The 25,997-nt window shown below is 36.0% G+C and carries 22 protein-coding genes; 21 read left to right on the forward strand and 1 reads right to left on the reverse strand.

From position 1 onward, the window contains the following. From NY607_RS19345 to prfB, 15 genes are all read left to right on the forward strand, one after another. Positions 1–1,197 carry an acyl-CoA reductase gene (locus NY607_RS19345; protein ID WP_259420201.1) on the forward strand — a complete coding sequence of 399 codons (1,197 nt, stop codon included), beginning with the start codon at positions 1–3 and terminating at the stop codon, positions 1,195–1,197. Between the two features lie 11 nt (positions 1,198–1,208). Further along, positions 1,209–2,102, forward strand: a complete 894-nt coding sequence (locus NY607_RS19350) for a polysaccharide deacetylase family protein (protein WP_259420202.1) — start codon at positions 1,209–1,211, stop codon at positions 2,100–2,102. A gap of 365 nt (positions 2,103–2,467) precedes the next feature. Further along, on the forward strand, positions 2,468–3,508 hold the full coding sequence (gene neuB, locus NY607_RS19355; protein ID WP_259420203.1) for an N-acetylneuraminate synthase: 1,041 nt from the start codon (positions 2,468–2,470) through the stop codon (positions 3,506–3,508). Beyond that, a complete protein-coding gene (gene neuC / locus NY607_RS19360; protein ID WP_259420204.1) occupies positions 3,505–4,638 on the forward strand; it encodes a UDP-N-acetylglucosamine 2-epimerase in 1,134 nt (377 codons plus the stop codon). The genes neuB and neuC overlap by 4 nt, the downstream gene beginning before the upstream one ends. Before the next feature lie 5 nt (positions 4,639–4,643). Next, positions 4,644–5,348, forward strand: a complete 705-nt coding sequence (locus tag NY607_RS19365; protein ID WP_259420205.1) for an acylneuraminate cytidylyltransferase family protein — start codon at positions 4,644–4,646, stop codon at positions 5,346–5,348. A gap of 696 nt (positions 5,349–6,044) precedes the next feature. Continuing rightward, positions 6,045–6,401, forward strand: coding sequence for a DUF8042 domain-containing protein (locus NY607_RS19370; RefSeq protein ID WP_259420206.1), 357 nt, complete (start codon positions 6,045–6,047; stop codon positions 6,399–6,401). Positions 6,402–7,079: 678 nt separating this feature from the next. Further along, entirely contained in the window at positions 7,080–7,478 is a 399-nt protein-coding gene (locus NY607_RS19375; RefSeq protein WP_259420207.1) for a flagellar protein FlaG, read from the forward strand. 18 nt (positions 7,479–7,496) lie between these two features. Next, positions 7,497–9,431, forward strand: coding sequence for a flagellar filament capping protein FliD (gene fliD / locus NY607_RS19380; RefSeq protein ID WP_259420208.1), 1,935 nt, complete (start codon positions 7,497–7,499; stop codon positions 9,429–9,431). A 22-nt stretch (positions 9,432–9,453) separates the two neighbouring features. Next, positions 9,454–9,813, forward strand: a complete 360-nt coding sequence (fliT, locus tag NY607_RS19385) for a flagellar protein FliT (RefSeq protein ID WP_259420209.1) — start codon at positions 9,454–9,456, stop codon at positions 9,811–9,813. Between the two features lie 184 nt (positions 9,814–9,997). Next, positions 9,998–10,408: a flagellar export chaperone FliS gene (gene fliS, locus NY607_RS19390; RefSeq protein WP_221679463.1), complete on the forward strand. Its 411-nt coding sequence runs from the start codon at positions 9,998–10,000 to the stop codon at positions 10,406–10,408. Between the two features lie 180 nt (positions 10,409–10,588). Further along, positions 10,589–10,972 carry a PilZ domain-containing protein gene (locus NY607_RS19395; protein ID WP_259420210.1) on the forward strand — a complete coding sequence of 128 codons (384 nt, stop codon included), beginning with the start codon at positions 10,589–10,591 and terminating at the stop codon, positions 10,970–10,972. A 100-nt stretch (positions 10,973–11,072) separates the two neighbouring features. After that, positions 11,073–11,624 (forward strand): ribosome hibernation-promoting factor, HPF/YfiA family, encoded by a 552-nt coding sequence (hpf, locus tag NY607_RS19400; RefSeq protein ID WP_004227537.1) that lies wholly within the window; start codon positions 11,073–11,075, stop codon positions 11,622–11,624. A gap of 143 nt (positions 11,625–11,767) precedes the next feature. Then, a complete protein-coding gene (gene secA / locus NY607_RS19405; RefSeq protein ID WP_259420211.1) occupies positions 11,768–14,278 on the forward strand; it encodes a preprotein translocase subunit SecA in 2,511 nt (836 codons plus the stop codon). A gap of 327 nt (positions 14,279–14,605) precedes the next feature. Then, on the forward strand, positions 14,606–15,148 hold the full coding sequence (locus NY607_RS19410; protein WP_016991527.1) for a competence protein ComK: 543 nt from the start codon (positions 14,606–14,608) through the stop codon (positions 15,146–15,148). Between the two features lie 122 nt (positions 15,149–15,270). Next, positions 15,271–16,375, forward strand: a protein-coding gene (prfB, locus tag NY607_RS19415; protein WP_237497242.1) for a peptide chain release factor 2 whose coding sequence is annotated in 2 segments (ribosomal slippage) — positions 15,271–15,345 and positions 15,347–16,375 — 1,104 coding nt in all. Because the reading frame shifts where the segments join, the coding sequence is not laid out codon by codon here. 44 nt (positions 16,376–16,419) lie between these two features. Here prfB and NY607_RS19420 read toward each other — a convergent pair. Beyond that, positions 16,420–16,929 carry a competence protein ComK gene (locus NY607_RS19420; RefSeq protein WP_016991526.1) on the reverse strand — a complete coding sequence of 170 codons (510 nt, stop codon included), beginning with the start codon at positions 16,927–16,929 and terminating at the stop codon, positions 16,420–16,422. Positions 16,930–17,156: 227 nt separating this feature from the next. On the opposite strand from NY607_RS19420, the gene NY607_RS19425 reads away from it, so the two are divergent. From NY607_RS19425 to ftsX, 6 genes are all read left to right on the forward strand, one after another. Beyond that, positions 17,157–17,405, forward strand: a complete 249-nt coding sequence (locus NY607_RS19425) for an IDEAL domain-containing protein (RefSeq protein ID WP_004227526.1) — start codon at positions 17,157–17,159, stop codon at positions 17,403–17,405. A 450-nt stretch (positions 17,406–17,855) separates the two neighbouring features. Further along, on the forward strand, positions 17,856–19,835 hold the full coding sequence (uvrB, locus tag NY607_RS19430) for an excinuclease ABC subunit UvrB (protein WP_259420212.1): 1,980 nt from the start codon (positions 17,856–17,858) through the stop codon (positions 19,833–19,835). A gap of 7 nt (positions 19,836–19,842) precedes the next feature. After that, positions 19,843–22,710, forward strand: a complete 2,868-nt coding sequence (gene uvrA, locus NY607_RS19435) for an excinuclease ABC subunit UvrA (protein WP_259420213.1) — start codon at positions 19,843–19,845, stop codon at positions 22,708–22,710. Between the two features lie 283 nt (positions 22,711–22,993). Then, complete coding sequence (locus NY607_RS19440; protein WP_131522087.1) at positions 22,994–24,181, forward strand: DUF4097 family beta strand repeat-containing protein; 1,188 nt, start codon at positions 22,994–22,996, stop codon at positions 24,179–24,181. 241 nt (positions 24,182–24,422) lie between these two features. Continuing rightward, entirely contained in the window at positions 24,423–25,109 is a 687-nt protein-coding gene (ftsE, locus tag NY607_RS19445) for a cell division ATP-binding protein FtsE (protein WP_016991524.1), read from the forward strand. Then, on the forward strand, positions 25,099–25,983 hold the full coding sequence (ftsX, locus tag NY607_RS19450; protein WP_004227513.1) for a permease-like cell division protein FtsX: 885 nt from the start codon (positions 25,099–25,101) through the stop codon (positions 25,981–25,983). Before ftsE ends, ftsX begins: the two co-directional genes overlap by 11 nt. The last annotated feature ends 14 nt before the right edge of the window (positions 25,984–25,997 follow it).

Genomic DNA, 25,997 nt, shown 5'->3' on the forward strand with positions numbered 1-25,997 from the left:
ATGAAGTTATTCTGGCCACTGCATAAATCATTTGATGAAGCATTAGATGATTTCCAAAAAACACCTCTTAATCAACCCTTTGAGGAGCAGATTATTGATTTTACACAAGCGTTGTCCAAGCGCTTAGTACGTATAAAGAAGCAACCCGAAATTGTAGCGTTAGGTTATTGGCTACGCAAAGCAAATATTAAGCAGATGCAAAAAATCTTTGAAAAGCAACATGAAAATTCAATTATACAGGCTAGAGGCACTGTTTTTCATATTGCACCATCGAATGTGGATACAATTTTTGTCTACTCATGGATGCTTTCATTACTTGTAGGTAACCGTAATATTATACGTATCTCAAGTAAAGAGCAAAATGGTTTAAATATATTACTACAAAGCATTTTGGAAGAACTCTCAAAGCCTGAATTTAAAGTTATTGCTCAGCAAACAATAATTTGTACGTATAAGTATGAAGAAACGATGACAGCCCAAATTAGTACAATTTGTCATACACGTGTAATTTGGGGAGGGGATGCGACAGTAGAAGCGATTAGAAAGGTACCCTTAGCACCTTTGGCAAATGAATTGACCTTCCCTGACCGTTTCTCATTAGCAATATTGAATAGTGAAGCAGTTATCGCATTAAATGAAAAAGCGTTGGAAGAACTAGCAAGGCAGTTTTATAACGATGTGTTTTGGTTTGATCAAATGGCTTGTTCATCGCCCCGTTTACTTATTTGGACAGGAAAGCAACAAGAGGAGGCAAGAGTACATTTTTGGTCAGCATTTGAAAAAGTAATTCGAATTAAGGCATATGATCTTTTGGCTGCAACTCAGGTGCTCAAATTTACAACAGTATTACAACTTGCAGCTGAGAAGAAGGTTCATCATGTAAATCATGATGTGTATTTTTCACGTGTGAAATTTCAACAAATTGAATCAAGTGTGCGTGAATTACATTGTGGTGGAGGATTGTTTTATGAATTTGATGTGACAGATTTAGTTGATGTTATTCCAATAATTTGTGATAAAGATCAGACCCTTACATATTTTGGAATAGAACATCAACAATTAATATCATTTATTAAAGCAGTGCAATCCCGGGGGGTGGATAGAATTGTACCGATAGGACAAGCACTTGATTTCGATGGGATATGGGATGGGCAAAATTTTTTCACTTCATTTACTAGGGCTATAGTTATTAAATAAGGAGAAAATATATGGAAGATTTAGTTGTTATGTACCATTATGTAATGGAACCGGAGAATTGGAGAGGAAGTGTTCCTATTTCACCAATTGAATTTAGGAAGCAAGTGGAATGGATTAGGGAACATTATGAAATTATTAAACCAGAGGATATTCATAGGCATACTAATAAACCAAAATGTATCCTTTCTTTTGATGATGCAACGAAAGATCAGTATATAAATGCATTTCAAATCTTAAAGAAAATGGGGGTACCTGGCTATTTCGCTGTTATGTCAGGACCACTTGTTGAAAGAAAAGTGCCGATATTTCATTTAGTGCATACTCTTCTTTCTCATTTTAGTGATAAGGAAATTTGGGAAGAAATTTCTAACCAAGTGAATATAGATGAAATAAAAAATAATTGTGATATCTATTATTCCTATGAAATGAATAAATATAGACGACTAATTAAGTACCTTTTTAATTTTTATTGGCCAGAAGAAAGAGGTAGGGCTTTTTTAGAGGAAAAGGTAATTTCTATTTACTCTTCATTAGATGTATTTATAGATAAATTTTATTTATCCGAGAGAGAAATTATAGAAATGGACACATGTGGTATGTCCATAGGGGTACATTGCGAGAATCATTTACCGTATTCAGGTAATCCTCAAGAATTCTATGAAAAAGAAATTAAGGTTTGTAAAAGATATTTAGAAAAAATTTTAAATAAGGAAATTAAATTGTATACACCTGCTTTTGGAGGAGGAGAGAAATCAATTCAAATGCAAATAGAATTGCTCCCTGTATTACAAGAAAATGGATTCACCTTAGGTTTTACTACAGAAAAAGGTCTAACAGAGTTAAAAGAAGGTTTTTGGCATAAACGAATAGATTGCAATCAATTAATTATAAGTAATGTTGTTTAAAGAGAATTTAATTCATAGCAACAAAATACTGTACATTTTATAAAGATAGTATTGGTTGTTTAAGGAGAAAATACTAAAATTATATGTATCTAGGTACAGATAGGCGCTGCAAAAATGTTTATATGGTACAGGATCACTTTGTAAACGTCTTTATTATTTAATGTACCGATAGAATTGCTTATTTAATAACTTTATAATTAATATATTATGAATTCTTTCGAAATACCAATATAGATAATGAAAAGAATAGTTAAAGGTGACTATTCACTAATAAATCCACATTTTAAAAAAAGATTATTTAGTTAATGTAGGAGAAATGAGTAAGGCATAAGCATAAATCCACTTTTTTATTTAAGGAGATATTAATGGAGAGATATATAAAAATTGAAAATCGAAAAATAGGCTGTAAATACATGCCTGTAGTTATTGCTGAAATAGGAATTAATCATGGAGGCTCTTTAAAGGTTGCAAAACAAATGGTTGATGCAGCTAACTCAGTGGGAGCTGAGATAATAAAACATCAAACGCATGTTATAGAAGATGAGATGAGCAAAGAGGCTAAAAATATAATTCCTGGAAATGCTGATATATCAATTTATGAAATTATGGAGAGGTGTGCTTTAAATGAGCAAGAAGAAATAGAATTAAAAAGATATGTTGAAGAAAAAGGAATGATTTTTATTAGTACTCCTTTTTCACGAGCAGCAGCAGATCGTCTTGAAAAAATGGGAGTGTCTGCTTATAAAATTGGGTCAGGTGAATGTAATAATTATCCGTTAATTGAGCATGTTGCATCGTTTGGTAAACCAATGATTGTGTCAACAGGAATGAATGATATAAAAAGTATAAGTAAAACTGTTGAAATATTAGAAAATAATAATATATCGTATGCTTTGTTGCATTGTACAAATGTTTATCCAACACCTCCAGAACTTGTTAGATTAGGCGGAATGCAACAACTTGCCGAGGAATTTCCTAATGCGATAATTGGTTTATCTGATCATACAATAAATAATAATGCCTGTTTAGCTGCAACAGCTCTAGGAGCAAATATTTTGGAAAGACATTTCACAGATAGTAAAGATAGACCAGGACCAGATATCGAATGTTCAATGACACCAAAGCAATTAAAGAGTTTAATTGAAGGAAGTAAAGAAATTGCAAAAATGCGTGGAGGGATTAAAGAGGCTGCTCAAGAAGAGCAAATTACAATTGACTTTGCATTTGCAACAGTAGTATCAATAAAACCTATAATAAAAGGTGAACGCTTTTCCAAAGAAAATATTTGGGTGAAAAGGCCAGGTACTGGTTCAATAAAAGCAGAAAAATATAATGATTTAATTGGAAAAGTAGCTAAAATAGATATTGCTAAAGATATACATATTGATTGGAGCATGATAGAGTGAAAAAACTTGTTTTTCTAACAGGTACCCGAGCGGACTATGGGAAAATAAAAGCACTGATGCAGGCAGTAGAAAAAAGTGAATTATTTAAATTGCAAGTATTTGTCACAGGCATGCACATGCTTTCGAAATATGGCTCTACCTATAAAGAAATTATGAAAGATGAGTTTTCAGATATATATCAATTTGTTAATACGCGTGATAATCAAAGAATGGATATTACTTTGAGTAACACGATTATGGGATTTAGCAATTATGTAGAAGAATTTAAACCAGATTTGATAGTGGTACATGGTGATCGTGTTGAAGCTTTGGCTGGAGCGATAGTTGGTGCATTTAATAATATTCGAGTAGCCCATATAGAAGGTGGTGAAGTGTCTGGAACGATTGATGAGTCAATACGCCATGCAATAACAAAGTTTGCCCATTTTCACTTAGTGGCAAATGAGAAAGCAGCGCAACGAATTGTTCAATTAGGAGAAAAACACACTACTATTTTTGAAGTAGGTTCGCCTGATATTGATGTTATGCAATCTAATAATTTACCCACTATTGAAGAAGTAAAGTTAAGATATGAAATTAATTTCCCTCAATACCATATTGTTATGTTTCATCCAGTTACAACGGAAATAGATACTATTGAATTACAAATAAATGAATTAGTAATAGCAATAAAAAATTATCGAGATAACTTTGTCATTATTTATCCCAATAATGATGAAGGAAGTTCAAAGATATTAAATGCGTATAAACAATTAGAAGGTCATTCTCATATAAAAATATTTCCTTCTATACGATTTGAGTATTTTTTAACTTTATTGAAAAATGCTAAAAGTATAATAGGGAACTCCAGTGCTGGAATTAGAGAAGCAGGGGTGTATGCAACACCCACAATTGATATAGGTAATCGTCAAAATGGAAGATATTTATTAAATGAATTGCCACATATTTTACATGTGGAAGCAGATTCTAAAAAGATTGTAGCAGCAATAAATTCAGTGGGGAAGTTACAACTTCAGCCACAGTCTTTATTTGGCAGTGGAGAAAGTGTAAAAAAATTTATGGCGATATTGAATGATGATAGGTTATGGAAGACTACTATACAAAAGCAATTTATATCTATACAGGGGTGAAAAATATGTACAAAAATAAAAAAATTTTAGCTGTTATTCCAGCTCGTGAAGGAAGCAAAGGAATCCCTAATAAAAATATTATTGTCATACAAAATAAACCCTTAATTGCGTATACAATAGAACCTGCGTTAGAGTCAAAATATATTGATAAAGTGATTGTTTCTACAGATAGTGAAGAAATCGCAAGCATTAGTAAAGAATGGGGAGCAACAGTACCTTTTTTACGACCATCGTACCTAGCAACCGATGAAGCAAAAACAATAGAAACTGTTATACACGTACTTGAATTATTAGAAAGCAAGTATGACTATGTAATTTTATTACAACCAACCCAACCTACAAGGAAAGTAAAACATATTGATGAAGCAATAGAAGAAATAGTAAACCGTTCATATACCAGTTTAGTAAGTGTATCAAAAGTAAAAGAGCATCCTATTTTAATGAGAACTATAGATGGAGAAGGTAAGTTACAATCCATTATGAATAAAGGTAGTATAATTCGCAGACAAGATTTCCAAGATGTATACAAGGTTGATGGAGCAATATATATAAATAAGGTAAAAGGATTAAACTTTGAAACAAATTTAAATGATAATGAATATGCTTATATAATGGACGAAAAAGTGATTGATATTGATGAAACAGAGGATATTCGGGAATTTGAGATATATTTAAAGGGTAATCATCAATTTAAACAGAAAAGTAAATGATATGTAAATACAAAGGATTTTTTTTAGGTTATAGATTTTATGTTTTATTTTAATAAAAGTATACCTCTTAAATATTTTAAAATTTTACAAAGGTACATTTTTTTGTTTAGTGAAAATTTATTCCTTTAAGAAATAAAAAAATCGGATAACTTTGGAATAGATATGGAAGAATATAAGCCTTGTGTAGCTAGGTTTTATTTATTGGTAGATTTGTAGGTTCAACTCGATATTTAACCAAAGGAAATTTAAAGGACAATATAAGTATAATTTAAATGAATATGATAATTTTTTTAATAAAGTTCTTGAATTTTAATAAAAGTATTTTTTAGGTTGCAAATTGATGAGAAATTGAAGTGAGAAAGAGAATACTGAAAAGGGTTTAATTTATGGAAAAACATAAGCTAAATTCTTTGAACAAAAAATAAATGCTAATATCATTATAGGTGCTTATAAGTTGGAAGTTAACCCTGGTTTTAAGTAAAGAACTAAAATATAAAGTTTAATGCAAGTGAAGGGTTATTTGTTTTATAAGGAAGTATCAAACTAGACTATCTGTGTAAAGTATAAAAAGATAATATTTTTTAATATTCAGAAATACGAGGTATTAAATTAATAGAGATTTGCTTTTGCGCTAATATTTATTATTTATTTTTAATTATACGGTGATAAAATTATTTGGAACAGGGGAATTTAACTATGCAAAAAGAGCTACTACAAGAAACTCAACATTCTTACTATGATTATGTTGTGAAAATAGAAGGTGGTTGTCAGCAAATTGCTAATTGTCTACGTACGGGTAAAGAGTCAGATGCATTTGAAATGCTAATGGATTTAAGTGAGGGTATTGAATGGCTTGTTACTGTAGAACATAAGATGCGTGAATATTTCTATGGTATTAAAAGTCGTTTACCCGAAGTATTGGGAATGCTGAAGGAAGTCAAACAAGCACTAGAAATTGGCGATATTGTCACAGTGGCTGATTTATTTGAATATGAAATTGCCCCTATGTTTGTAAGTGCATCAGAGTGGACGTTTGAAAAGCTTAAAAATTAAATAGATTGTGATTGTTAGTAGCCTGCCATCTTTTATTGATGGTAGGTTTTTTATATTTTTGAAAACATGGTATATTTCATCACCATTTATGCGAAAGAAAAGGAGTAGAAATTTAGAAACAACCAATTCTGGTCATATTTCATCTGTTGATAAGTATTCCAAAAAAATAAAGTGTTTCATCATTTGTGGGTTATTTGATAGTCAAAAAGAAGTTTAATGATATTCGATAGACATGCGAACCTAAAATGAAAATATGGAAACGAAAAATTTTATGTCGAGGAATTAGTAGACCCGATATGAAGAAACAGAAAAATCATTCAGCAAATATATAATATCAATTATAAGAGTAGATTCATGAGGGCATATGACTATTAAAGAGTTATTGATAATTAAAGCCACTGAAATATTAAATCACTTTCGTGGTAGCAAGAAAACGAAGTACGGTTGATGGACCTTTCACTGCTCCAAAGATATGAGCCAGTCCCTCAGCGATTTATGCTTAGTATCCTCTACGAGTAGACTAGTGGTTTTAATAGAATATTCTTTTTTTAAAAATCTTGTTTTGTTAATGTGACATATATGGAAGATTTAAGACGATTTCCTAATTTACCTATGTAAGGCAAAGATTTAGTGCCGATAATAACTATAGTTAGATTTTTAAGTTAGGGGGTTAAAAAGATGCGCATCAATGCACAACAAACAGTAGAAAGTTTCCAAAGCTCGCAAGTTTCTACTGATTCTGCTAAAGCAGCTATTGCGAGCAGTAAACTAAAAGAAGAAGGAACTACTACAGCTATTCTAAAACCAGTAGATGAATTAATAGATTCAAAGGGCGAATCTAGCCAAGAAGGAATGAAAGAAAAGCTTAAAGAAGCCGTAGATTCTATAAATGAATTTTTACAAACGGATCGAAAAACGTCTAAATTTGTCTTTCATGAGGGATTGCATAAATATTATGTTCGTTTAGTTAATGCAGAAACAGAAGAAGTCATTAAAGAAATACCACCTGAACGATTATTAGATGCATTTTATCAAATGCAAAAACTAGCTGGTATGATTGTTGATGAAAAAATCTAAATTTAGGAGGAATAGGATATGGTAAATAGAATTGGCGGTTTAGCATCAGGTATGGATATTGATGCTATGGTAGCAAAGTTAATGAAGGCAGAAAGAATGCCAATGGATAAACTTTTTCAAAAGAAACAAATAGCAGAATGGCAAAGAGATGCTTATCGATCTATCAATACAAAACTGAAAACATTCAGTGATTTCTCGTTCGATAATATTTTGTTATCAAGTAATTTCTTGAAAAAAACAGCATCTGTTAGTGGCGGTAGTAGTGATAAAGTATCTATTAAAGCTGGCGCAGGCGCAGCAGGTAATTTAGAGATTCAATCTGTTACAAAATTGGCATCGAATGCTAAAACAGGTGTGATGAATGTAAGCGATACAACGCATAGACTAGCAACTGCAGATGATACTTTGAGTGCTATTGGCGTCAGTGAAGGCGGTAGTATCAAATTTAAAGTTACAGATGATAAAGGGAATGTAACAGAGAAAGAGATTACTTTTACAACAAGTGATAAAATTTCTGATTTTGTAAAGAGGATGAATGAAGAAGGATTAAAAGATGCAAAATTCAATGCTACCACAGGTCGAATTTTTGCAGGTAATAATGTAGAGGTGGCTAGCCAAACGAATGCAGAGAAGCTAGGTTTTTCTAAAAAGGGTGAAAGTACTGCACAGTTTGTAGCTGGCGGTGGCAATAGTGCGAAAAGCAACACACTTTTAGGAGAATTAGGACTTGAGGATGGCTCTTTAACATTTAATGTTATTCAGTCGAATGGTGAAACCAAACAAACAAAAATTTCTTATAGCAAGTCAGATACAATTGAGTCATTTATTAATAATCTAAATCGTTCTGGTGCAGGGGTTACAGCCCTATTCTCGAATGGTAAGCTAACAATCGGGGCTAATAACTCTGGTAAAACCAGTGATGGTAGTACAAGCAGTATTCAAGTTTTAAAAGATGGTGACGGTGATGGGAATGATGATGCGAATGTTTCAGCTTTACTGGGGAAATTAGGATTCGGTGCATCAGAAACAGGTCACACAAAAGATAATAGTGTTGCAACATTTGATTTAACAAATGTTGTAGATAATGGTGTTAGGGTAGGTCAAGAAGGTGAAAATGCTATTTATAAAATTAATGGGCTAGACATGGAGAGTGCTTCTAATTTAGTCAATGTTTCAGGCTATGAAATTACATTAAAAGGAGAATTCACTGAAAGTACAGCTAATACTGTATCTGTAAAATCCACACATGATATAGATCATATGGTGGATAAAATTAAAGAATTCGTAAATAAGTATAATGAGCTGATTGGTGGTATTAACGATCAATTAAAAGAGACCAAATATCGTTCTTTTGCACCTTTAACAGATGAACAACGTAAAGATATGAGCGAAAATGAGCAAAAGTTGTGGGATGAAAAGGCAAAGAGTGGCCTATTGCGTAGTGATTCTTTATTACGTCAAGGCATGAGTGATATACGTTATGCAATAGGAGGGCATGTAGGCGGCTTTGGTGATGGGGCTTATAATGCATTATCTGCAATGGGTATTACTACGACAAGTAATTATAGTGATGGTGGTAAGTTACAAATTGATGAAAATCAGCTACGTAAAGCTTTAACTGAAGATCCAGAGCGTGTAATTAGTACATTAACACAGCAAGGCGAGAAAAAATCAGATGGAACAGATACTCGTGGTATTGTACAAAGATTACGTAGTGCTATTACTGACTTTAGTCAATCTATAGAGAAAAAAGCTGGTCGGGCCACAATGACAGACCAACAATATGTTCTTGGTAAAGAACTAGTAGGAATAAATCAGCGAATGGACACTTGGAAAACGAAGCTTGAAAATATCGAAGCTCGATATTGGAAGCAATTTTCTGCAATGGAAAAAGCGATTAATAAAGCAAATGAGCAATCTAGCATGTTTGCGCAATTTGCGGGTGGCAATTAATAACTTGAAGTAGGAGATTACGATGCAACCAATCGAACAATTATTACAGGTGTCAGCGAATTTATTTAAGGTTTTAGGCGAAATTCCAGCAGGAGAAGAACGTGATGAGTACATTAATCAGATTAATGATCTGCTAGATAAACGTGGACAAATAATGGAAGTACTAAAGCAGGAGAACTTTCAATTAAATCAAGAAAATCGTATTCATCTTACATTGTTTGAATTGGATAATGGCATTAAAGAGCGGTTAGCAGCTGTTATGGATGCAGTTAAACAAGATATGGCAAACCTACAAAAAACGAAAAAAAGTGAACAGCAATATTTCAATCCTTATTCGAATGTTCGTGTAATGGATGGGATATATTATGACAAAAAGAATTAATAGATTTCCTTCATTCAGCATAAAGGAAATCGCCAGCTGAATGGAAGATCGAACCTCGAAGGAATTGTGTGCACACTTCAAAATCCAGACACAATTACGACGAGACGTAATTGATCAAATAGCTTTTCTTCGTAAAATGGTTTAAACTAGTAAATAAGTAACCTATCAAAGGAGTTGTCCTTTATTGGCAGCAAATTTAACAGCACAAAATGCATATAAACAAAATAGTGTGACTACTGCTTCACCTGGCGAACTAACATTAATGCTTTATAATGGATGCCTAAAATTCTTGCATAAGGCGAAACTAGCTATTCAAGAAAAGAATATTCAAGAAAAAAATACGAACCTTCAAAAAGCACAATCCATTATCGGTGAACTGATGTCAACACTCAATATGGACGTTGAGGTTTCCAAGCAATTGCTACCTCTTTACGAATTTTTAAATCGTCGTTTAATTGAAGCCAACATTCAAAATGATGTAGCCATTATTGAAGAAGTGGAAGGATTTGTGACAGAATTTCGCGATACGTGGAAGGAAGTTATTCGCATTAATCGACAACAGCAATTTGGTCAGGGAAACAGCGGACAAATTTAGACACAATTAGAGACCATCGAAAGTGATGGTCTCTTTTTTGTTAATCGTTATTATCATGAAATAGTCATAAATTAGGCTATTCAAAGGTAAAATATGTTACTTATTCCCTGTGGCTGTTAGTTGGGTATCATGGCATAATCAAAGCAATAAACATGTTTAAAAGAGTACTGGGGTGGGAATATGATCTTTAAGCGTCAAGAAGGTTTCCGATTTAAATTTAAGGAGCCTATTCAAATAACTTTTGCTATTTATGAGAATGGAAAGGTCAATCATGGACAAACGGCTATGGCTGACTTGTTGGATATAAGTCCACGTGGATTAAAGATGTTTACGGAAGTGGATTTAGGTATAAATCCTCCTCCACTAGATATCCATTTTGTGCTTGATACACAAGAAGTACGAGCGTATGGAGAAGTGATTTGGAGTCGTCCATTTGGGAGTGGCAAGCAATATGGCATCTATTTCAATAATCAAGGAACCGTGGAAGATTTGATTGTTGAAGAATTAAAGCTTCGACGAAAAAAGGAAGCAGCTGAAGCGAAAAAACAAAATAATAATTTATAAAATTTATAAAAATTTTTTGTAAAAAAAAGAATGATTTTAGAGGAATTTCACACACTTGTGTAGAAATAGATAGTATAGCAGTTATAAAGGAGGAGTTTACATGTTAAACTTTAACATTCGTGGTGAAAATATTGAGGTAACTCCAGCTATTCGAGAGTATGTTGAGAACAAAATCGATAAAGTTGAACGCTATTTTAACGAAGATGTTAATGCCAACGCTAATGTCAATTTAAAGGTTTACAATGACAAACAAACTAAAGTGGAAGTCACTATTCCAATGAAGAACCTAACTCTTCGTGCTGAAGAGCGTCATAATGATATGTATGCTGCTGTTGATCTAATTGTTGATAAATTAGAGCGTCAGATCCGCAAACATAAAACAAAAGTAAACCGTAAATTCCGCGAGCGTGAAGGTGCAGGCCTTTATTTTGCTACTACTCAAGCAGCCGCTGATGCTGTGTCAGAGGAAGAAGAATACTCAATTGTTCGTACAAAGCAATTTGATTTAAAACCTATGGATCAAGAAGAGGCAGTTCTACAAATGAATATGCTTGGACATGATTTTTATGTCTTTACTGATGCTGAATCGAACGGCACAAATATTGTATATAAACGTAAAGATGGAAAATATGGCTTAATTGAAACTACTTAAAACTTCATGATGACAAAGGCTCTCGCGATGGCGAGGGTCTTTTTTTGTATGACAATCATATGTACCCGAGGTGACAGTTTGCATGAAACTGTTACACAATGGTAAAATGAAAGTTGAATCTATATAGGAAGTGAAAAACATTCATGGCAAACCTATTAAATAAATTATTTGATTTCAATAAACGTGAGTTAAAAAAATTAGAAAAAATCGCTGACCAAGTTGAGGGATTCGCTTCTCAAATGGAACAGCTTTCAGATGATCAACTACAAGCGAAAACAGATGAATTTAAAAAACGCTATGCTGAGGGTGAGCATTTAGAGTCGATTCGTGCCGAAGCGTTTGCTGTTTGTCGAGAAGCGGCAAAACGTGTATTAGAGATGTACCCATTCCGTGTTCAAATCATGGGGGCTGCTGCTCTTGATGAGGGAAATATCGCGGAGATGAAAACCGGGGAAGGTAAAACTTTAACAGCGACAATGGCTGTTTATTTGAATGCTATCACTGGTAAAGGTGTACATGTTGTAACAGTCAATGAATACCTAGCGAGTCGTGATGCTGCTGAAATGGGACAACTTTATAATTTCTTAGGCTTATCTGTTGGGCTTAACCTGAATAGCCTTTCAAAAGATGAAAAACGAACTGCTTATGAGGCTGATATTACGTATAGTACAAACAATGAGCTAGGATTTGACTACTTACGTGATAACATGGTGCTTTACAAAGAGGAACGTGTACAACGTCCATTACACTATGCTGTCATTGATGAGGTGGACTCGATCTTAATTGATGAAGCGCGTACACCATTAATTATTTCGGGTCAGGCTGGGAAATCAGCACAGCTTTATAAACAATCGAATGCCTTTGTACGTATGTTAAATGCAGAGACAGATTATACGTATGAAGAGTCAACAAAAGGTGTTACGTTAACAGATGCAGGTGTGGAAAAGGCAGAAAAAGCATTTGGCATCGATAATCTATTTGATTTGACACATGTTCGTTTAAATCATGCGATCAATCAATCATTAAAGGCGCATGTCAGTATGCATAATGATGTCGATTATGTTGTGCAGGATGGCGAAATTGTGATCGTTGATGGCTTTACTGGTCGTTTGATGAAGGGTCGTCGTTATTCTGATGGCTTACACCAAGCAATTGAAGCTAAAGAAGGCGTTGAGATTCAAAATGAATCGATGACAATGGCGACAATTACCTTCCAAAACTACTTCCGTATGTATCAAAAGCTTGCAGGGATGACAGGTACAGCGAAAACAGAGGAAGAGGAATTCCGCAATATTTACAATATGAATGTTGTCGCTATTCCAACGAATAAACCAATTGCTCGTGATGATCGTGCTGACTTGATTTTTGCAACGATGGAAGGGAAATATAAAGCAGTTGCTGCTGATATCGCAGAGCGTCATAGAGCTGGTCAACCTGTTCTTGTTGGTACAGTTGCTATTGAAACATCTGAGATTATTTCAAAACTATTGGATAAACATAAAATTCCTCATAATGTATTAAATGCGAAAAACCATGAACGTGAAGCTGAAATTATTGCGAACGCTGGTACCAAGGGTGCAGTGACAATTGCAACAAACATGGCTGGACGTGGTACAGATATTAAACCTGGCGAAGGAGTACTCGAAATTGGCGGTTTAGCGGTAATCGGTACAGAGCGACATGAATCACGTCGTATTGATAATCAGCTTCGTGGACGTTCTGGTCGTCAAGGGAATCCTGGGGTTACACAATTCTACCTATCCCTAGAGGATGATTTAATGCGTCGTTTTGGCTCTGATAATATGAAGTCGATGATGATGCGCTTAGGTATGGATGATTCCCAGCCATTGCAATCTAAAGTTGTGTCGAGAGCTGTAGAATCAGCACAGAAACGTGTCGAAGGTAATAACTTTGATGCGCGTAAACGATTATTACAATATGACGATGTACTACGTCAGCAACGTGAGATTATTTATAAAGAGCGTTATGATGTGCTGGAAACAGAAAATATGCGTGTGCTTGTTGAGTCTATGATTCAAGAAACAATCGATAATGTTGTTAGCCTGTATACTCAAGGTGAGCAGAAGGATTGGAACCTAAAGGCTATTGAAGACTTTGTAGCGGCCAATCTTTTAGAGGAAGGTCAACTTAAAGTATCTGATTTCCAAGGCAAGTCTGCTGAAGATATTAATCAGTTAATCTCTGATGCTGTTCATGTTCGTTATGATGAAAAAGAGGCAGAACTGACACCAGAGCGTATGCGTGAGTTTGAAAAGGTTATTTTATTACGATCAATCGATACAAAATGGATTGATCATATTGATGCAATGGATCAACTACGCCAAGGTATCCATCTGCGTGCGTATGGTCAAAACGATCCACTACGTGAATATCAACAAGAAGGCTTTGCGATGTTTGAGGATATGGTAGCCTCTATTCGTGAGGATGTTGCGAAATATGCGATGAAAGCAGAAATTCGCAATAATCTTGAGCGTGAAGAGGTTGCGAAGGGGCAGGCTGTTAATCCGAAAGAAGAAGGTGGCTCCGCTCCGAAAAAGCAACCTGTACGTAAGGCTGAAAACATTGGTCGTAATGATTTATGTCCATGTGGAAGTGGTAAGAAATTTAAAAATTGTCATGGTACGGCTCAATAATATCTAGGTGAAAAAATCATTTTAACTACGTGTTGAAATGATTTTTTCTTTTTAAACTAGCTTAAAATTGAAGAAATTTTAGTATAAATAGTCAGAATTTATAGACAATTGAAAAATATGGGTATACAATAGCTGTAATAATAGGTATATAGTACAAGTAATTTATCCTATTATTATCCTGAATTTTTGATTGTGATACTAAGTCTTAAGGAGGATCGGAATTTTCAAGCAATCTTACTCATTAAAATAGCGGGAATGTACGCATATTAGTATATTCCTTTTTATTTTGACTGGAAGCAACATAAAATGTATAAAGGGGGACTATAGATGCATAAAAAAGATATTATGAATAGTGAAACAATGATGTATATGCCTGTGTATGATTCCTTTGGAAATTTATGTACGCAGGTGTATGAGAAAAATAATGAGTATATTTCTACGCTACCACCAACGAAATTATTGGACTTTAATCTGCGTTATTTTGGTTCTAGTTTAAGAGGAGCGTTCGATGGTTCGAAAATGATCCTAGGCAAGCTTAATAAAAATCCTATTGTCGTGCATGAGCGTTGTAATATTTTATGGTTCCCTAGTAGGTCTCCTCTACATCCTGACTGTATCTGGTTCGCTGTCCATCATATAGATGACTATGTCGCTGTGGATAAAAAGAGGACAAAGGTTACCTTTATGAATGGCATGGAATTTATTGTGGATGTCAGTGTCAATGCGTTAGAGTCTCGGATTCAAAGAGCTTTTTTATTAAAATATAGACTAGAGAAACGAACAAAATATTTACTTGTTCAGTATGATCGTGTGAAAGTATTTCAACGTCTTGCCAAGAATATGTTTGAGGACGAGACGCAGGATAGTTAACTTACTACCACAAAACATCTGCTAGATAGTATGTTTTCCTTTATAAAAACGTTATAATAAAAAGATACGGGGCTTTATGAATAAAGTGTTAGCTCCATGACTAACGTTCGGAGGATTTAACGATGATTGAATTAGCAGATGTACGCAATGTGTTAGACACTACAGCCAAAAAATTGGCGGACTTTAGGGGGTCTCTTTGACTTAGAGAACAAAGAGGCACGTATTCAGGAGCTAGATGAAATGATGCTAGAGCCAGGCTTTTGGGATGATCAGCAGGGTGCTCAGGTGATTATCAATGAAGGAAATGGCTTAAAAGCAATTGTCAATGAATATAAAGATTTAGTGGAAACACATGAAAATTTAGATATGACACTGGAACTTTTACGTGAAGAACCAGACGAAGAATTACAAGAAGAGCTAGGCAAAGAACTAGCAGAATTCCAACAAAAGATGGCTGATTTCGAGCTACAATTACTGCTAAGTGGCCCATACGATCAAAACAATGCCATTTTAGAGCTACATCCTGGTGCTGGTGGTACGGAATCACAGGACTGGGGCTCAATGCTATTACGTATGTATACACGATGGGCAGAGAAGCGTGGATTTAAAGTGGAAACAGTGGACTATCTACCAGGAGATGAAGCTGGGATTAAATCTGTAACATTGTCGATTAAAGGTCACAATGCTTTCGGTTATTTACAAGCGGAAAAGGGTGTGCATCGTCTAGTACGTATTTCCCCATTCGATTCGTCTGGCCGCCGTCATACGTCTTTCGTTTCCTGTGATGTTATGCCAGAGTTTGACGACAATATTGAAATCGATATTCGTACAGAGGATTTAAAAATTGATACGTATCGTGCAACAGGGGCAGGTGGTCAGCATATTAATACGACAGATTCTGCCGTTCGTATAACGCATATTCCTACTGGTACGATCGTTCAATGTCAGGCTGAGCGCTCCCAGATTAAAAACCGTGAAAAAGCGATGACGATGTTAAAAGGGAAGCTATATCAATTAGAACTTGATAAACAGCAAGCACAATTAGATGAAATACGTGGTGAGCAAAAAGAAATAGGCTGGGGCTCCCAAATTCGTTCGTATGTCTTCCACCCTTACTCGATGGTGAAGGATCATCGTACAAATGAAGAAACAGGTAATGTGGGTGCAGTGATGGATGGCGATTTAGATCCATTTATAAATGCCTATCTACGTTCAAAAATCAATTAATCGACAGATTCCCCCAAGAGTAAGAAGCTCTTGGGGGATTTTTGTTAAAAGGGTGGATGATAGGGTGCATCTTGGCTCAACTGTTTTCGTTCACTCATGTAATATTTATACAGCATAGAAGCGTTAAGAAATTGTTTACTAATGGATGCATATCGGATAGGTAATTCAATTTGTTTATTATTTTTTAATGTTACAATACACCCCATTTCACTAGGTGTAATATTAATAATTGCATGAAGCCCTATCCATATATTGTGAATGGAGCTGGGTGAAAAAGTGGGCAGAAAAATACAGGGATAACCGTAATCAAAGGCCACGACGATTGGTAGCTTGTGTTGATTGCCAAAAAAACGTTTAGCCGATTGTTTTGCGGCTTCATAGGTTGATCCTAATGAGAGACAGGATTTTCGAAGGACATGCATCGGTTTGCGTGTAACAATCAGCTCATTATGCTTATCAATCACATGCGTGAAGACTTTGGAGTCATGCTGAATAGGTTGCAGCAAATAAGTATTGAATGAAATTAAGTAGCCGTTTACAAAGTTAGTTGTCATATAGGGAGTGCCTCCTTTTTTCTAGTGATAACGGTAGTGTAAAACAGAATATGACTTTCTTAAATTGGATGAAATAGTTGAAAATCGTTCAGAAAAGCACGAAATGCTTAGAGAATTTGCTCTAAATATAAATGGATTAATAGCTAATCCAAGATATTTTCGAATCGTAAGCATTGCTTTTTAAATTCAATTTTCATATAATTTAGAAAAGGATCGAGGTGAGATCGTTGGATAAATATTATTCGTATACAGATTTTCTGAAAGCCGTTGGTCAGTCGAAAAAAGTTGATGAGGCAGAGAAATTATTAAACGAGATTTATTTAGATTTATTTTTAAATCGTATCCAGCGTATGCATCGGCAAGAGCAGCTCATGGTTCTGATAGATAGAGCACTCGATGAAAAAGATGAAAACGCATTTTATCAATACGCATCCGAACTAACTTCCTTACAGCAAACAGAAGATGAATCATATTGACGAACCCGCTCTCCATATCTATTGGAGAGTGGGATTTTTTTGATTTTGAAAATAGTTGCAGTGGATATAAAGAGTGTATGTTTTGATTAGAAGAAGTGGTTTTGCTTATAGAATGAGGAAAGTCATTCAAAAAGTTTGAGCCTCTGTTTATAAAAAAGCGAAAGCGCTCCGATAAAGTAGAATCCGCTCATAAAAGGAGGAGAGCCAGGCTCCTGAGAGAGTATGAGCTACACATGAAGCAAAAAGGAAATCTCATCCATCGATGAAGCTTGAAAATCTAATAAAACGGCTATTATAAGAGTAACAAGTTAAATGGACCTTATTATTATGTAATAAAAATTTTAGAGATGAAAAAAATTTTTACAAACATTCGTTCGTTAAATGTTCGAAATTTTAATATTGCTATGCTAAAATATATGTACAAATTGGAAGGAAAGGACGGGGACATGAGTGCAAACATTTGATTTACAAGCGCCATATCAGCCTAACGGGGATCAGCCACAGGCCATTGCGGAATTAGTGGAGGGTGTGAAAGCAGGCAAACGTCATCAAACATTGCTTGGTGCTACTGGAACAGGTAAGACGTTTACCATTTCGAATGTCATCCAGCAAGTCAAAAAACCAACACTAATCATGGCACACAATAAAACACTAGCTGGCCAGTTGTATAGTGAATTTAAAGAATTCTTCCCGAATAACGCTGTTGAATATTTTGTCAGCTACTATGATTACTACCAACCAGAAGCTTATGTACCGCAGACAGATACCTATATAGAAAAAGACTCTAGTATTAACGATGAAATTGATAAGCTGCGTCACTCTGCTACTTCTGCATTGTTTGAGCGTGAGGATGTCATTATTATTGCATCTGTGTCCTGCATTTATGGTTTAGGTTCTCCCGAAGAATATCGAGAAATGGTTGTTTCCATTCGTACAGGTATGGAAATTGAACGTAATCAGCTATTACGCAAGCTTGTAGACGTTCAGTATGAGCGAAATGATGTTAGTTTTACTCGCGGAACATTTCGGGTACGTGGAGATGTAGTGGAAATCTTCCCAGCCTCTCGTGATGAGCATTGTATTCGTGTGGAATTTTTTGGGGATGAAATCGATCGTATCCGTGAGGTAGATGCACTAACGGGAGAGATTTTATCGGATCGAGAGCATGTTGCTATTTTCCCAGCATCCCACTTCGTTACACGAGAAGAGAAAATGCGTAAAGCGATTGAAAATATTGAAAAAGAATTAGAGGAACGACTTGCATTATTACGTGCAGAAGATAAATTACTAGAGGCACAACGTTTAGAACAACGTACACGTTATGACTTAGAGATGATGCGTGAAATGGGCTTTTGCTCTGGGATTGAAAACTATTCACGTCATTTAACATTGCGTGAAGCAGGTGCTACTCCATATACGTTGCTAGATTACTTCCCAGAAGATTTTTTACTCGTGGTTGATGAAAGTCACGTAACACTTCCACAGGTTCGAGGAATGTACAATGGTGACCAAGCGCGTAAAGGTGTGCTCGTAGAACACGGCTTCCGCTTGCCATCAGCACTTGATAACCGTCCTTTGCGTTTTGAAGAGTATGAAAATCGTGTACATCAAGCAATTTATGTATCAGCCACACCTGGTCCATATGAGCTGGAGCATACACCAGAAATGGTAGAGCAAATTATCCGACCAACTGGATTATTAGATCCATTAATTGATGTACGTCCTATCGAAGGGCAAATCGATAATTTAATTGATGAAATACAAGATCGAATTGCGCGAGATGAGCGAGTTTTAGTGACAACGCTAACGAAGAAAATGTCTGAGGATTTATCGGCTTACTTGAAGGAAATGGGCTTAAAAGTAGAATACCTACATTCAGAAATTAAGACACTAGAGCGTATTGAAATTATCCGTGAGCTACGCAAAGGAACGTATGATGTGCTAATTGGTATTAATTTATTGCGTGAAGGTCTTGATATTCCTGAAGTGTCCCTTGTGGCCATTTTAGATGCTGATAAAGAAGGATTTTTACGTTCAGAGCGTTCATTGATTCAAACCATTGGTCGTGCTGCTCGTAACGCGAATGGTCATGTCATTATGTATGCAGACCATGTAACAGACTCGATGAAAAAGGCAATTGATGAAACGAAACGTCGTCGTGCGTTACAAATGGCTTATAACGAGGAGCATGGCATAACACCTCAAACGATCATTAAGAAAATCCCAGATGTGATTCGCGCAACACAAGTAGCAGAAGAAGAGGAATCCTATGTAACAAAGGCCACAAAAGGCAAAAAGCTGACAAAGGCGGAAAGAGAACAGCTCTTGGCTTCTCTAGAAGTCGAAATGAAGGAAGCAGCAAAAGCGCTTGATTTTGAACGTGCGGCTGAGTTACGAGATACAATATTTGAATTGAAGGTAGAAGGGTGAATGACTTGTGAAAAATACTGAAATCGTCGTGCAAGGTGCACGTGCTCATAATTTAAAAAATATTAATGTCACAATTCCGCGTGACCAATTAGTCGTTTTAACAGGATTATCGGGCTCCGGAAAGTCTTCTTTAGCATTTGACACAATTTATGCGGAGGGCCAGCGTCGTTACGTTGAGTCCCTTTCCGCCTATGCCCGTCAATTTCTTGGACAAATGGATAAGCCAGATGTCGATGCGATAGAAGGTTTATCGCCTGCTATTTCCATTGATCAAAAAACGACAAGTCGTAACCCACGATCTACTGTCGGTACGGTAACGGAAATCTATGATTACCTACGTTTACTTTATGCCCGCATTGGTAAACCAATCTGTCCAAATCATGGTATAGAAATCACTTCACAAACAATTGAGCAAATGGTGGATCGTTTATTAACCTATCCTGAGAGAACTAAGATGCAGCTCCTTGCACCAATGGTTTCTGGACGTAAGGGTACCCATGTTAAACTGCTAGAAGATTTAAAAAAGCAGGGGTTTGTTCGTGTACGAATTGATGGAGAATTGCGTGATTTAGATGATGCTATCGAACTTGATAAAAATAAAAAGCATTCCATCGAAGTAGTAGTCGACCGTGTTGTTATGAAGGAAGGGATTGCTGCTCGTCTGAGTGATTCTTTAGAAACGGCTTTACGTCTAGCGGATGGACGTGTGCTTGTCGATGTGATGGAACATGAAGAGTTACTATTTAGTGAGCATCATGCCTGCCCATTATGTGGTTTTTCTATTGGTGAGTTAGAGCCTCGTATGTTTTCATTTAATAGTCCGTTTGGTGCTTGTCCAAGTTGTGATGGCTTAGGTTCAACACAAGAGGTGGATTTAGATTTAGTGGTGCCTGATTGGGATCGTTCCTTGTTAGAGCATGCCATCGCACCATGGGAGCCAACTAGTTCGCAGTACTACCCACAATTACTAAAAGCTGTATGTGATCATTACGATATTCCAATGGACATGCCTGTGAAGGATTTGCCAAAGGAAAAAATGGACAAGATTTTATATGGCTCTGGAAAAGACAAGATACACTTCCATTATGAAAATGAGTTTGGCAATGTGCGAGATCAAATGATTGAATTTGAGGGTGTCGTGCGCAATGTTGAGCGACGTTTTAAAGAGACGACATCCGATTATGTTCGTGAGCAGATGGAAAAATACATGGCACAGCAGGCTTGCCCTTCATGTAAAGGGTATCGTTTAAAGCCTGAAACGCTAGCAGTGAAAGTAGCTGATAAACATATCGGTGAGGTTACACAATATTCGATTCAGGAAGCAGACACATTCTTCAAAGAGCTTGATCTCACTGAAAAGGATATGCAAATTGCTCGATTAGTTTTACGAGAAATCGAAGAACGATTGGGCTTCCTTGTGAATGTTGGTTTAGACTATTTAACATTGAGTCGTGCAGCAGGCACATTATCTGGTGGAGAGGCACAACGTATTCGCCTTGCTACGCAAATTGGTTCACGATTAACGGGAGTTCTCTATATTTTAGATGAGCCTTCGATTGGTTTGCATCAGCGTGATAATGATCGGCTGATTAGCACGTTACAAAATATGCGTGACATTGGGAATACGCTAATTGTGGTAGAGCATGATGAAGATACGATGCTTGCAGCAGATTATCTCATCGATGTAGGACCTGGAGCAGGCGTCCATGGCGGTCAAATTGTGGCAGCAGGAACACCGCAGGAAGTTATGAATAATGCAAAATCCTTAACTGGACAATATTTAAGCGGTAGAAAGTTTATTCCTTTACCAATAGAAAGACGCCAACCAAATGGTCGAAAGCTGTCTATTAAAGGTGCCAAGGAAAATAACTTACGCAATGTTAAAGTAGACGTTCCACTAGGCTTATTTGTAGCAGTGACAGGCGTGTCTGGTTCAGGGAAATCTACACTGATAAATGAAATTTTATATAAATCTTTGGCACAGAAGCTCAATCGTTCAAAGGTTAAGCCTGGCGAGCATAAAGAAGTGACAGGTATCGATGAGCTTGAAAAAGTAATCGATATTGACCAATCGCCAATTGGGCGTACACCTCGTTCAAATCCAGCAACTTATACAGGTGTTTTTGACGATATTCGCGATGTTTTTGCAGCAACAAATGAAGCAAAGGTACGAGGCTATAAAAAAGGACGCTTTAGCTTTAATGTCAAGGGCGGTCGCTGTGAAGCATGTCGTGGTGACGGCATTATTAAAATTGAGATGCATTTCCTTCCTGATGTTTATGTACCATGTGAAGTATGTCACGGCAAACGTTATAACCGTGAAACACTTGAAGTGAAGTATAAAGATAAGAGTATTGCAGATATTCTCGATATGACGATTGAGAATGCAGTAGTGTTTTTTGAAAATATTCCAAAGATCCAGCGTAAGCTACAAACGATTGTTGATGTTGGGTTGGGCTATATGAAATTAGGGCAACCAGCCACAACCTTATCGGGTGGTGAGGCACAGCGTGTAAAACTAGCCTCTGAATTACACCGACGCTCAACAGGGAAATCCTTTTATATTTTAGATGAACCAACAACAGGATTACATGCCGATGATATTGCTCGTTTACTTGTCGTGTTGCAGCGACTTGTTGAAAACGGTGATTCGGTATTAGTTATTGAGCATAACTTAGATGTGATTAAAACAGCTGATTATATCATTGACTTAGGTCCAGAAGGTGGAGACAAAGGTGGTACGATTGTTGCAACTGGTACACCTGAAGAGGTAGTAGAAGTAGCTGGCTCCTATACAGGCAAATACTTAAAACCAATTCTGGAACGTGATCGTATGAGAATGGATGCATTGCTAGCAGAAGCTTCTAAATCTTAAGGATTTTACATTCGAACTGAAATGATTAATCTGGATTGAAAGGTGATCGGAAATTGGAGAAAGTCGCTCAATCCAGATTGAAAATAATCCAAAATGGGAAGAACCCGCTCAAATAAAGGTTAGAAGTGATCCAACTAATCTAAAAAACGAGCAATAAAATCTTCATAGGTAAAAGCCTGACGATGTTGGAATGAAAAGACCCCATTTATTCAATTTTGCAGTGAAACTTTTCACATGATGAATCGTATAAATAGTATAACGAACTGAGGGAGGCTATTTATTTATGCAAAATGAACGTCAACGAATTTTAGAACTTGTAGAAAAAGGAACAATTTCGGCACAAGAGGCGATTACATTATTAGAAGCATTAGAGCAACCTGGCAAGTCTACTCAACATGTTATGAATGATGTGTCGAAAGAGACGCAATCCTTTTCAAGTGAAAAAGAGCCATTATTTGAAGAAAAATCAAAAGATGGTGACAAGAAAAAAGATGATTTTATGAAATACTTCCAAGATGAAATGCAAGATTTTCGTAAGGATTTAACACAAATCGGTTCTCTTTTTATGGATATGATGAATACGGCTGTTAAAAAGGTAAAGGAATTTGATGTAGCTTCTCCATTTGGAGATAAAATTGAATTTACCCATACAGAAGAAGTGGCTGCTGCCAAAGTGGACAATATTATCGCTGAACTACCTAATGGTAACTTCTCATTGGAATCCAGTGAAGGAGAAACGATTCAGGTGATTTGCAAGGTAAAGGCACCTTTGATGAACGAAAGTGAAGAAGAAACTCGTAATCACTTCTTAGAGCAATTTGTTGTGAAAGAGGAAGAGCAATCACTTCGTATTTTGAGCCAATTAAAGCTTGTTCAAGTGAATGTGAAGGTGCTAGTACCAAAGGATAAACTTGAAAAATTATCTGTTCGTCTAATGAATGGTAGTGTTTCATTACAGGATACAGAATTTGAAGAATTAAAAGTGAAAACGTTAAACGGTGCCATTAAAGGAACGAAGTTTAATTTTGGAAAAGCTGAAGTGGATTCTTCTAATGGTTCCATTGAATTAACGAATGTTCGAGGTAAGGATTTAGAGGCTGAAACATTGAATGGACGTGTTTATTTGGATGGTGCATTGGATGAAGTTGAAGCTAAGTCTGTCAATGGACATGTAGTCGTCACAACATGCTCGACAAATTCTTCAAAAATTAAAGCGCAAACAGTTGCTGGGGCAGTAGAATTGTATGTCCCACGAACAATTTCATTGAGCGGTAAAGTCGTAACGAATTTCGGTAAAGTGGATGTGGGGATCCAGGATGTTTCTAAAATAGAGTCGCAAGATCAATTCTTATCCAAAGTAGTCCGTTTCGACAAAGAAGTTGAAAATGCGAATCGCCTATTTATCGAAGGTGAATCGAAAACTGGTGCTGTTTTAGTGCGCTACACAACAACAGATGAACAACAAATTTAACAGTAGGAGCATTCAAGTTAAAGCTTGAATGCTTTTTCTTTTCAAACAGGATTCGACCTAGCATATAGAGGCGAATCTTGTTTTATTTTTGTCATATTCTTAAGGATAATGGCAAGGAAAGAATGAAATAGAAGGAACTGCCACGGATTGAAATGAAACTGTAATAAAAAAACAGAAATAGAGTGCTATAATAGTAAAAGAAATACCTCTTACATAGATGAGAGTTTTAGGTGGTTTAATCATGATAGAAATGAAAAATGTGACAAAGAAATACCCAAACGGTGTTGTTGCGACAAATGGTATTTCCGTTAATATAAAGCAAGGCGAATTTGTGTATGTAGTTGGCCCAAGTGGGGCAGGGAAATCCACATTTATTAAATTGATGTACCGTGAAGAAAAAGCAACATCAGGACAAATAATTGTAAATGGTATTGATTTAGCAACTTTAAAGAATAAGAAGGTCCCTTTTTTGCGCCGTCAACTTGGTGTAGTTTTCCAAGATTTCAAATTGCTACCTCGTTTAAATGTTTATGAGAATGTAGCGTTTGCGCTTGAAGTAATAGAGGAAAAGCCTGATGAAATCCGCCGTCGGGTTATGGAAGTGCTAGAACTAGTTGGATTGAAGCATAAAGCGAGAATGTTTCCAAATGAACTTTCAGGTGGAGAGCAGCAACGTGTATCGATTGCTCGTTCAATCGTCAATGTTCCAAAAGTTGTGATTGCAGATGAACCTACAGGGAACCTTGACCCTGAAACATCATGGGAAATTATGAATTTATTTGAGGAAATTAATGCACGTGGGACAACGATTGTAATGGCAACCCACAACCGTGAAATTGTAAATACGATTCGTCGTCGTGTTATTGCAATTGAAGGCGGCTTAATTGTCCGTGATGAACACGGAGGTGAATACGGCTATGAAATTTAGTACAGTAAAGCGCCACTTCCGGGAAAGTATCAAATCACTTGGTCGAAATAGCTGGATGACCATTGCCTCTGTCAGTGCCGTTACCGTTACGCTCATTCTAGTAGGTGTTTTTGCGCTTATTATGATGAATTTAAATAAAGTAGCAACGGATTTAGAAAACGATGTCGAAATTAAAGTGTTAATTGATGAAACAGCAGATGAAGCTGCGGAAAAAGCACTCATCGAAAAAGTCAAAAAATTGCCTGGTGTCTCCGAGATGACGTATTCCACTAAGGAAGATGAGTTAACCAAGCTAGTAAAAGACTTCGGTGATGATTTTAAACTATTTGAACAGAGTAACCCTTTACGTAACGTTATTTATGTAAAAGCCGCTGATCCACAGCAAACAGCAAAAGTTGCGAAAACCATTGATAAATATGAGTATACATATGATGTAATGTATGGCGAAGGAAAAGTTGAAAAACTATTTAACTTCTTAAATATTAGTCGTAATGTAGGAATCGTACTTATTTTAGGGTTATTATTTACAGCAATTTTCTTAATTTCGAATACAATTCGTATAACGATTATAGCTCGTCGTGATGAAATAGAAATTATGAAACTTGTAGGGGCTACAAATTCATTCGTGCGTATCCCATTCTTATTAGAAGGTATGTGGCTTGGAATTTTAGGTTCAATTATTCCGATTGCGGTTGTCACAACCCTTTACCACAATATATATAAAATTATTGCACCACGTTTACAAGGAGAGCTTGTTCAATTACTAGATTTTTCTCCACTTGTGTATCAGGTAAGCGGTCTTCTGTTACTCATTGGTGTACTGATCGGTATTTGGGGAAGTTTCATGTCAGTACGTAAGTTTTTAAAAATTTAGGGACAACGGATATT

This window comes from Lysinibacillus sp. A4 (assembly GCF_024919535.1).
Taxonomy (GTDB): Bacteria; Bacillota; Bacilli; order Bacillales_A; family Planococcaceae; genus Lysinibacillus; species Lysinibacillus capsici.

Bases quoted from the DNA above. Each gene is read 5' to 3' on its own strand.
- NY607_RS19345 (WP_259420201.1), top strand. From the start codon at position 1: ATGAAGTTATTCTGGCCACTGCATAAATCATTTGATGAAGCATTAGAT.
- NY607_RS19350 (WP_259420202.1), top strand. From the start codon at position 1,209: ATGGAAGATTTAGTTGTTATGTACCATTATGTAATGGAACCGGAGAAT.
- neuB (WP_259420203.1), top strand. From the start codon at position 2,468: ATGGAGAGATATATAAAAATTGAAAATCGAAAAATAGGCTGTAAATAC.
- NY607_RS19365 (WP_259420205.1), top strand. From the start codon at position 4,644: ATGTACAAAAATAAAAAAATTTTAGCTGTTATTCCAGCTCGTGAAGGA.
- NY607_RS19370 (WP_259420206.1), top strand. From the start codon at position 6,045: ATGCAAAAAGAGCTACTACAAGAAACTCAACATTCTTACTATGATTAT.
- NY607_RS19375 (WP_259420207.1), top strand. From the start codon at position 7,080: ATGCGCATCAATGCACAACAAACAGTAGAAAGTTTCCAAAGCTCGCAA.
- fliD (WP_259420208.1), top strand. From the start codon at position 7,497: ATGGTAAATAGAATTGGCGGTTTAGCATCAGGTATGGATATTGATGCT.
- fliT (WP_259420209.1), top strand. From the start codon at position 9,454: ATGCAACCAATCGAACAATTATTACAGGTGTCAGCGAATTTATTTAAG.
- NY607_RS19395 (WP_259420210.1), top strand. From the start codon at position 10,589: ATGATCTTTAAGCGTCAAGAAGGTTTCCGATTTAAATTTAAGGAGCCT.
- hpf (WP_004227537.1), top strand. From the start codon at position 11,073: ATGTTAAACTTTAACATTCGTGGTGAAAATATTGAGGTAACTCCAGCT.
- secA (WP_259420211.1), top strand. From the start codon at position 11,768: ATGGCAAACCTATTAAATAAATTATTTGATTTCAATAAACGTGAGTTA.
- NY607_RS19410 (WP_016991527.1), top strand. From the start codon at position 14,606: ATGCATAAAAAAGATATTATGAATAGTGAAACAATGATGTATATGCCT.
- NY607_RS19420 (WP_016991526.1), bottom strand. From the start codon at position 16,929: ATGACAACTAACTTTGTAAACGGCTACTTAATTTCATTCAATACTTAT.
- NY607_RS19440 (WP_131522087.1), top strand. From the start codon at position 22,994: ATGCAAAATGAACGTCAACGAATTTTAGAACTTGTAGAAAAAGGAACA.
- ftsE (WP_016991524.1), top strand. From the start codon at position 24,423: ATGATAGAAATGAAAAATGTGACAAAGAAATACCCAAACGGTGTTGTT.
- ftsX (WP_004227513.1), top strand. From the start codon at position 25,099: ATGAAATTTAGTACAGTAAAGCGCCACTTCCGGGAAAGTATCAAATCA.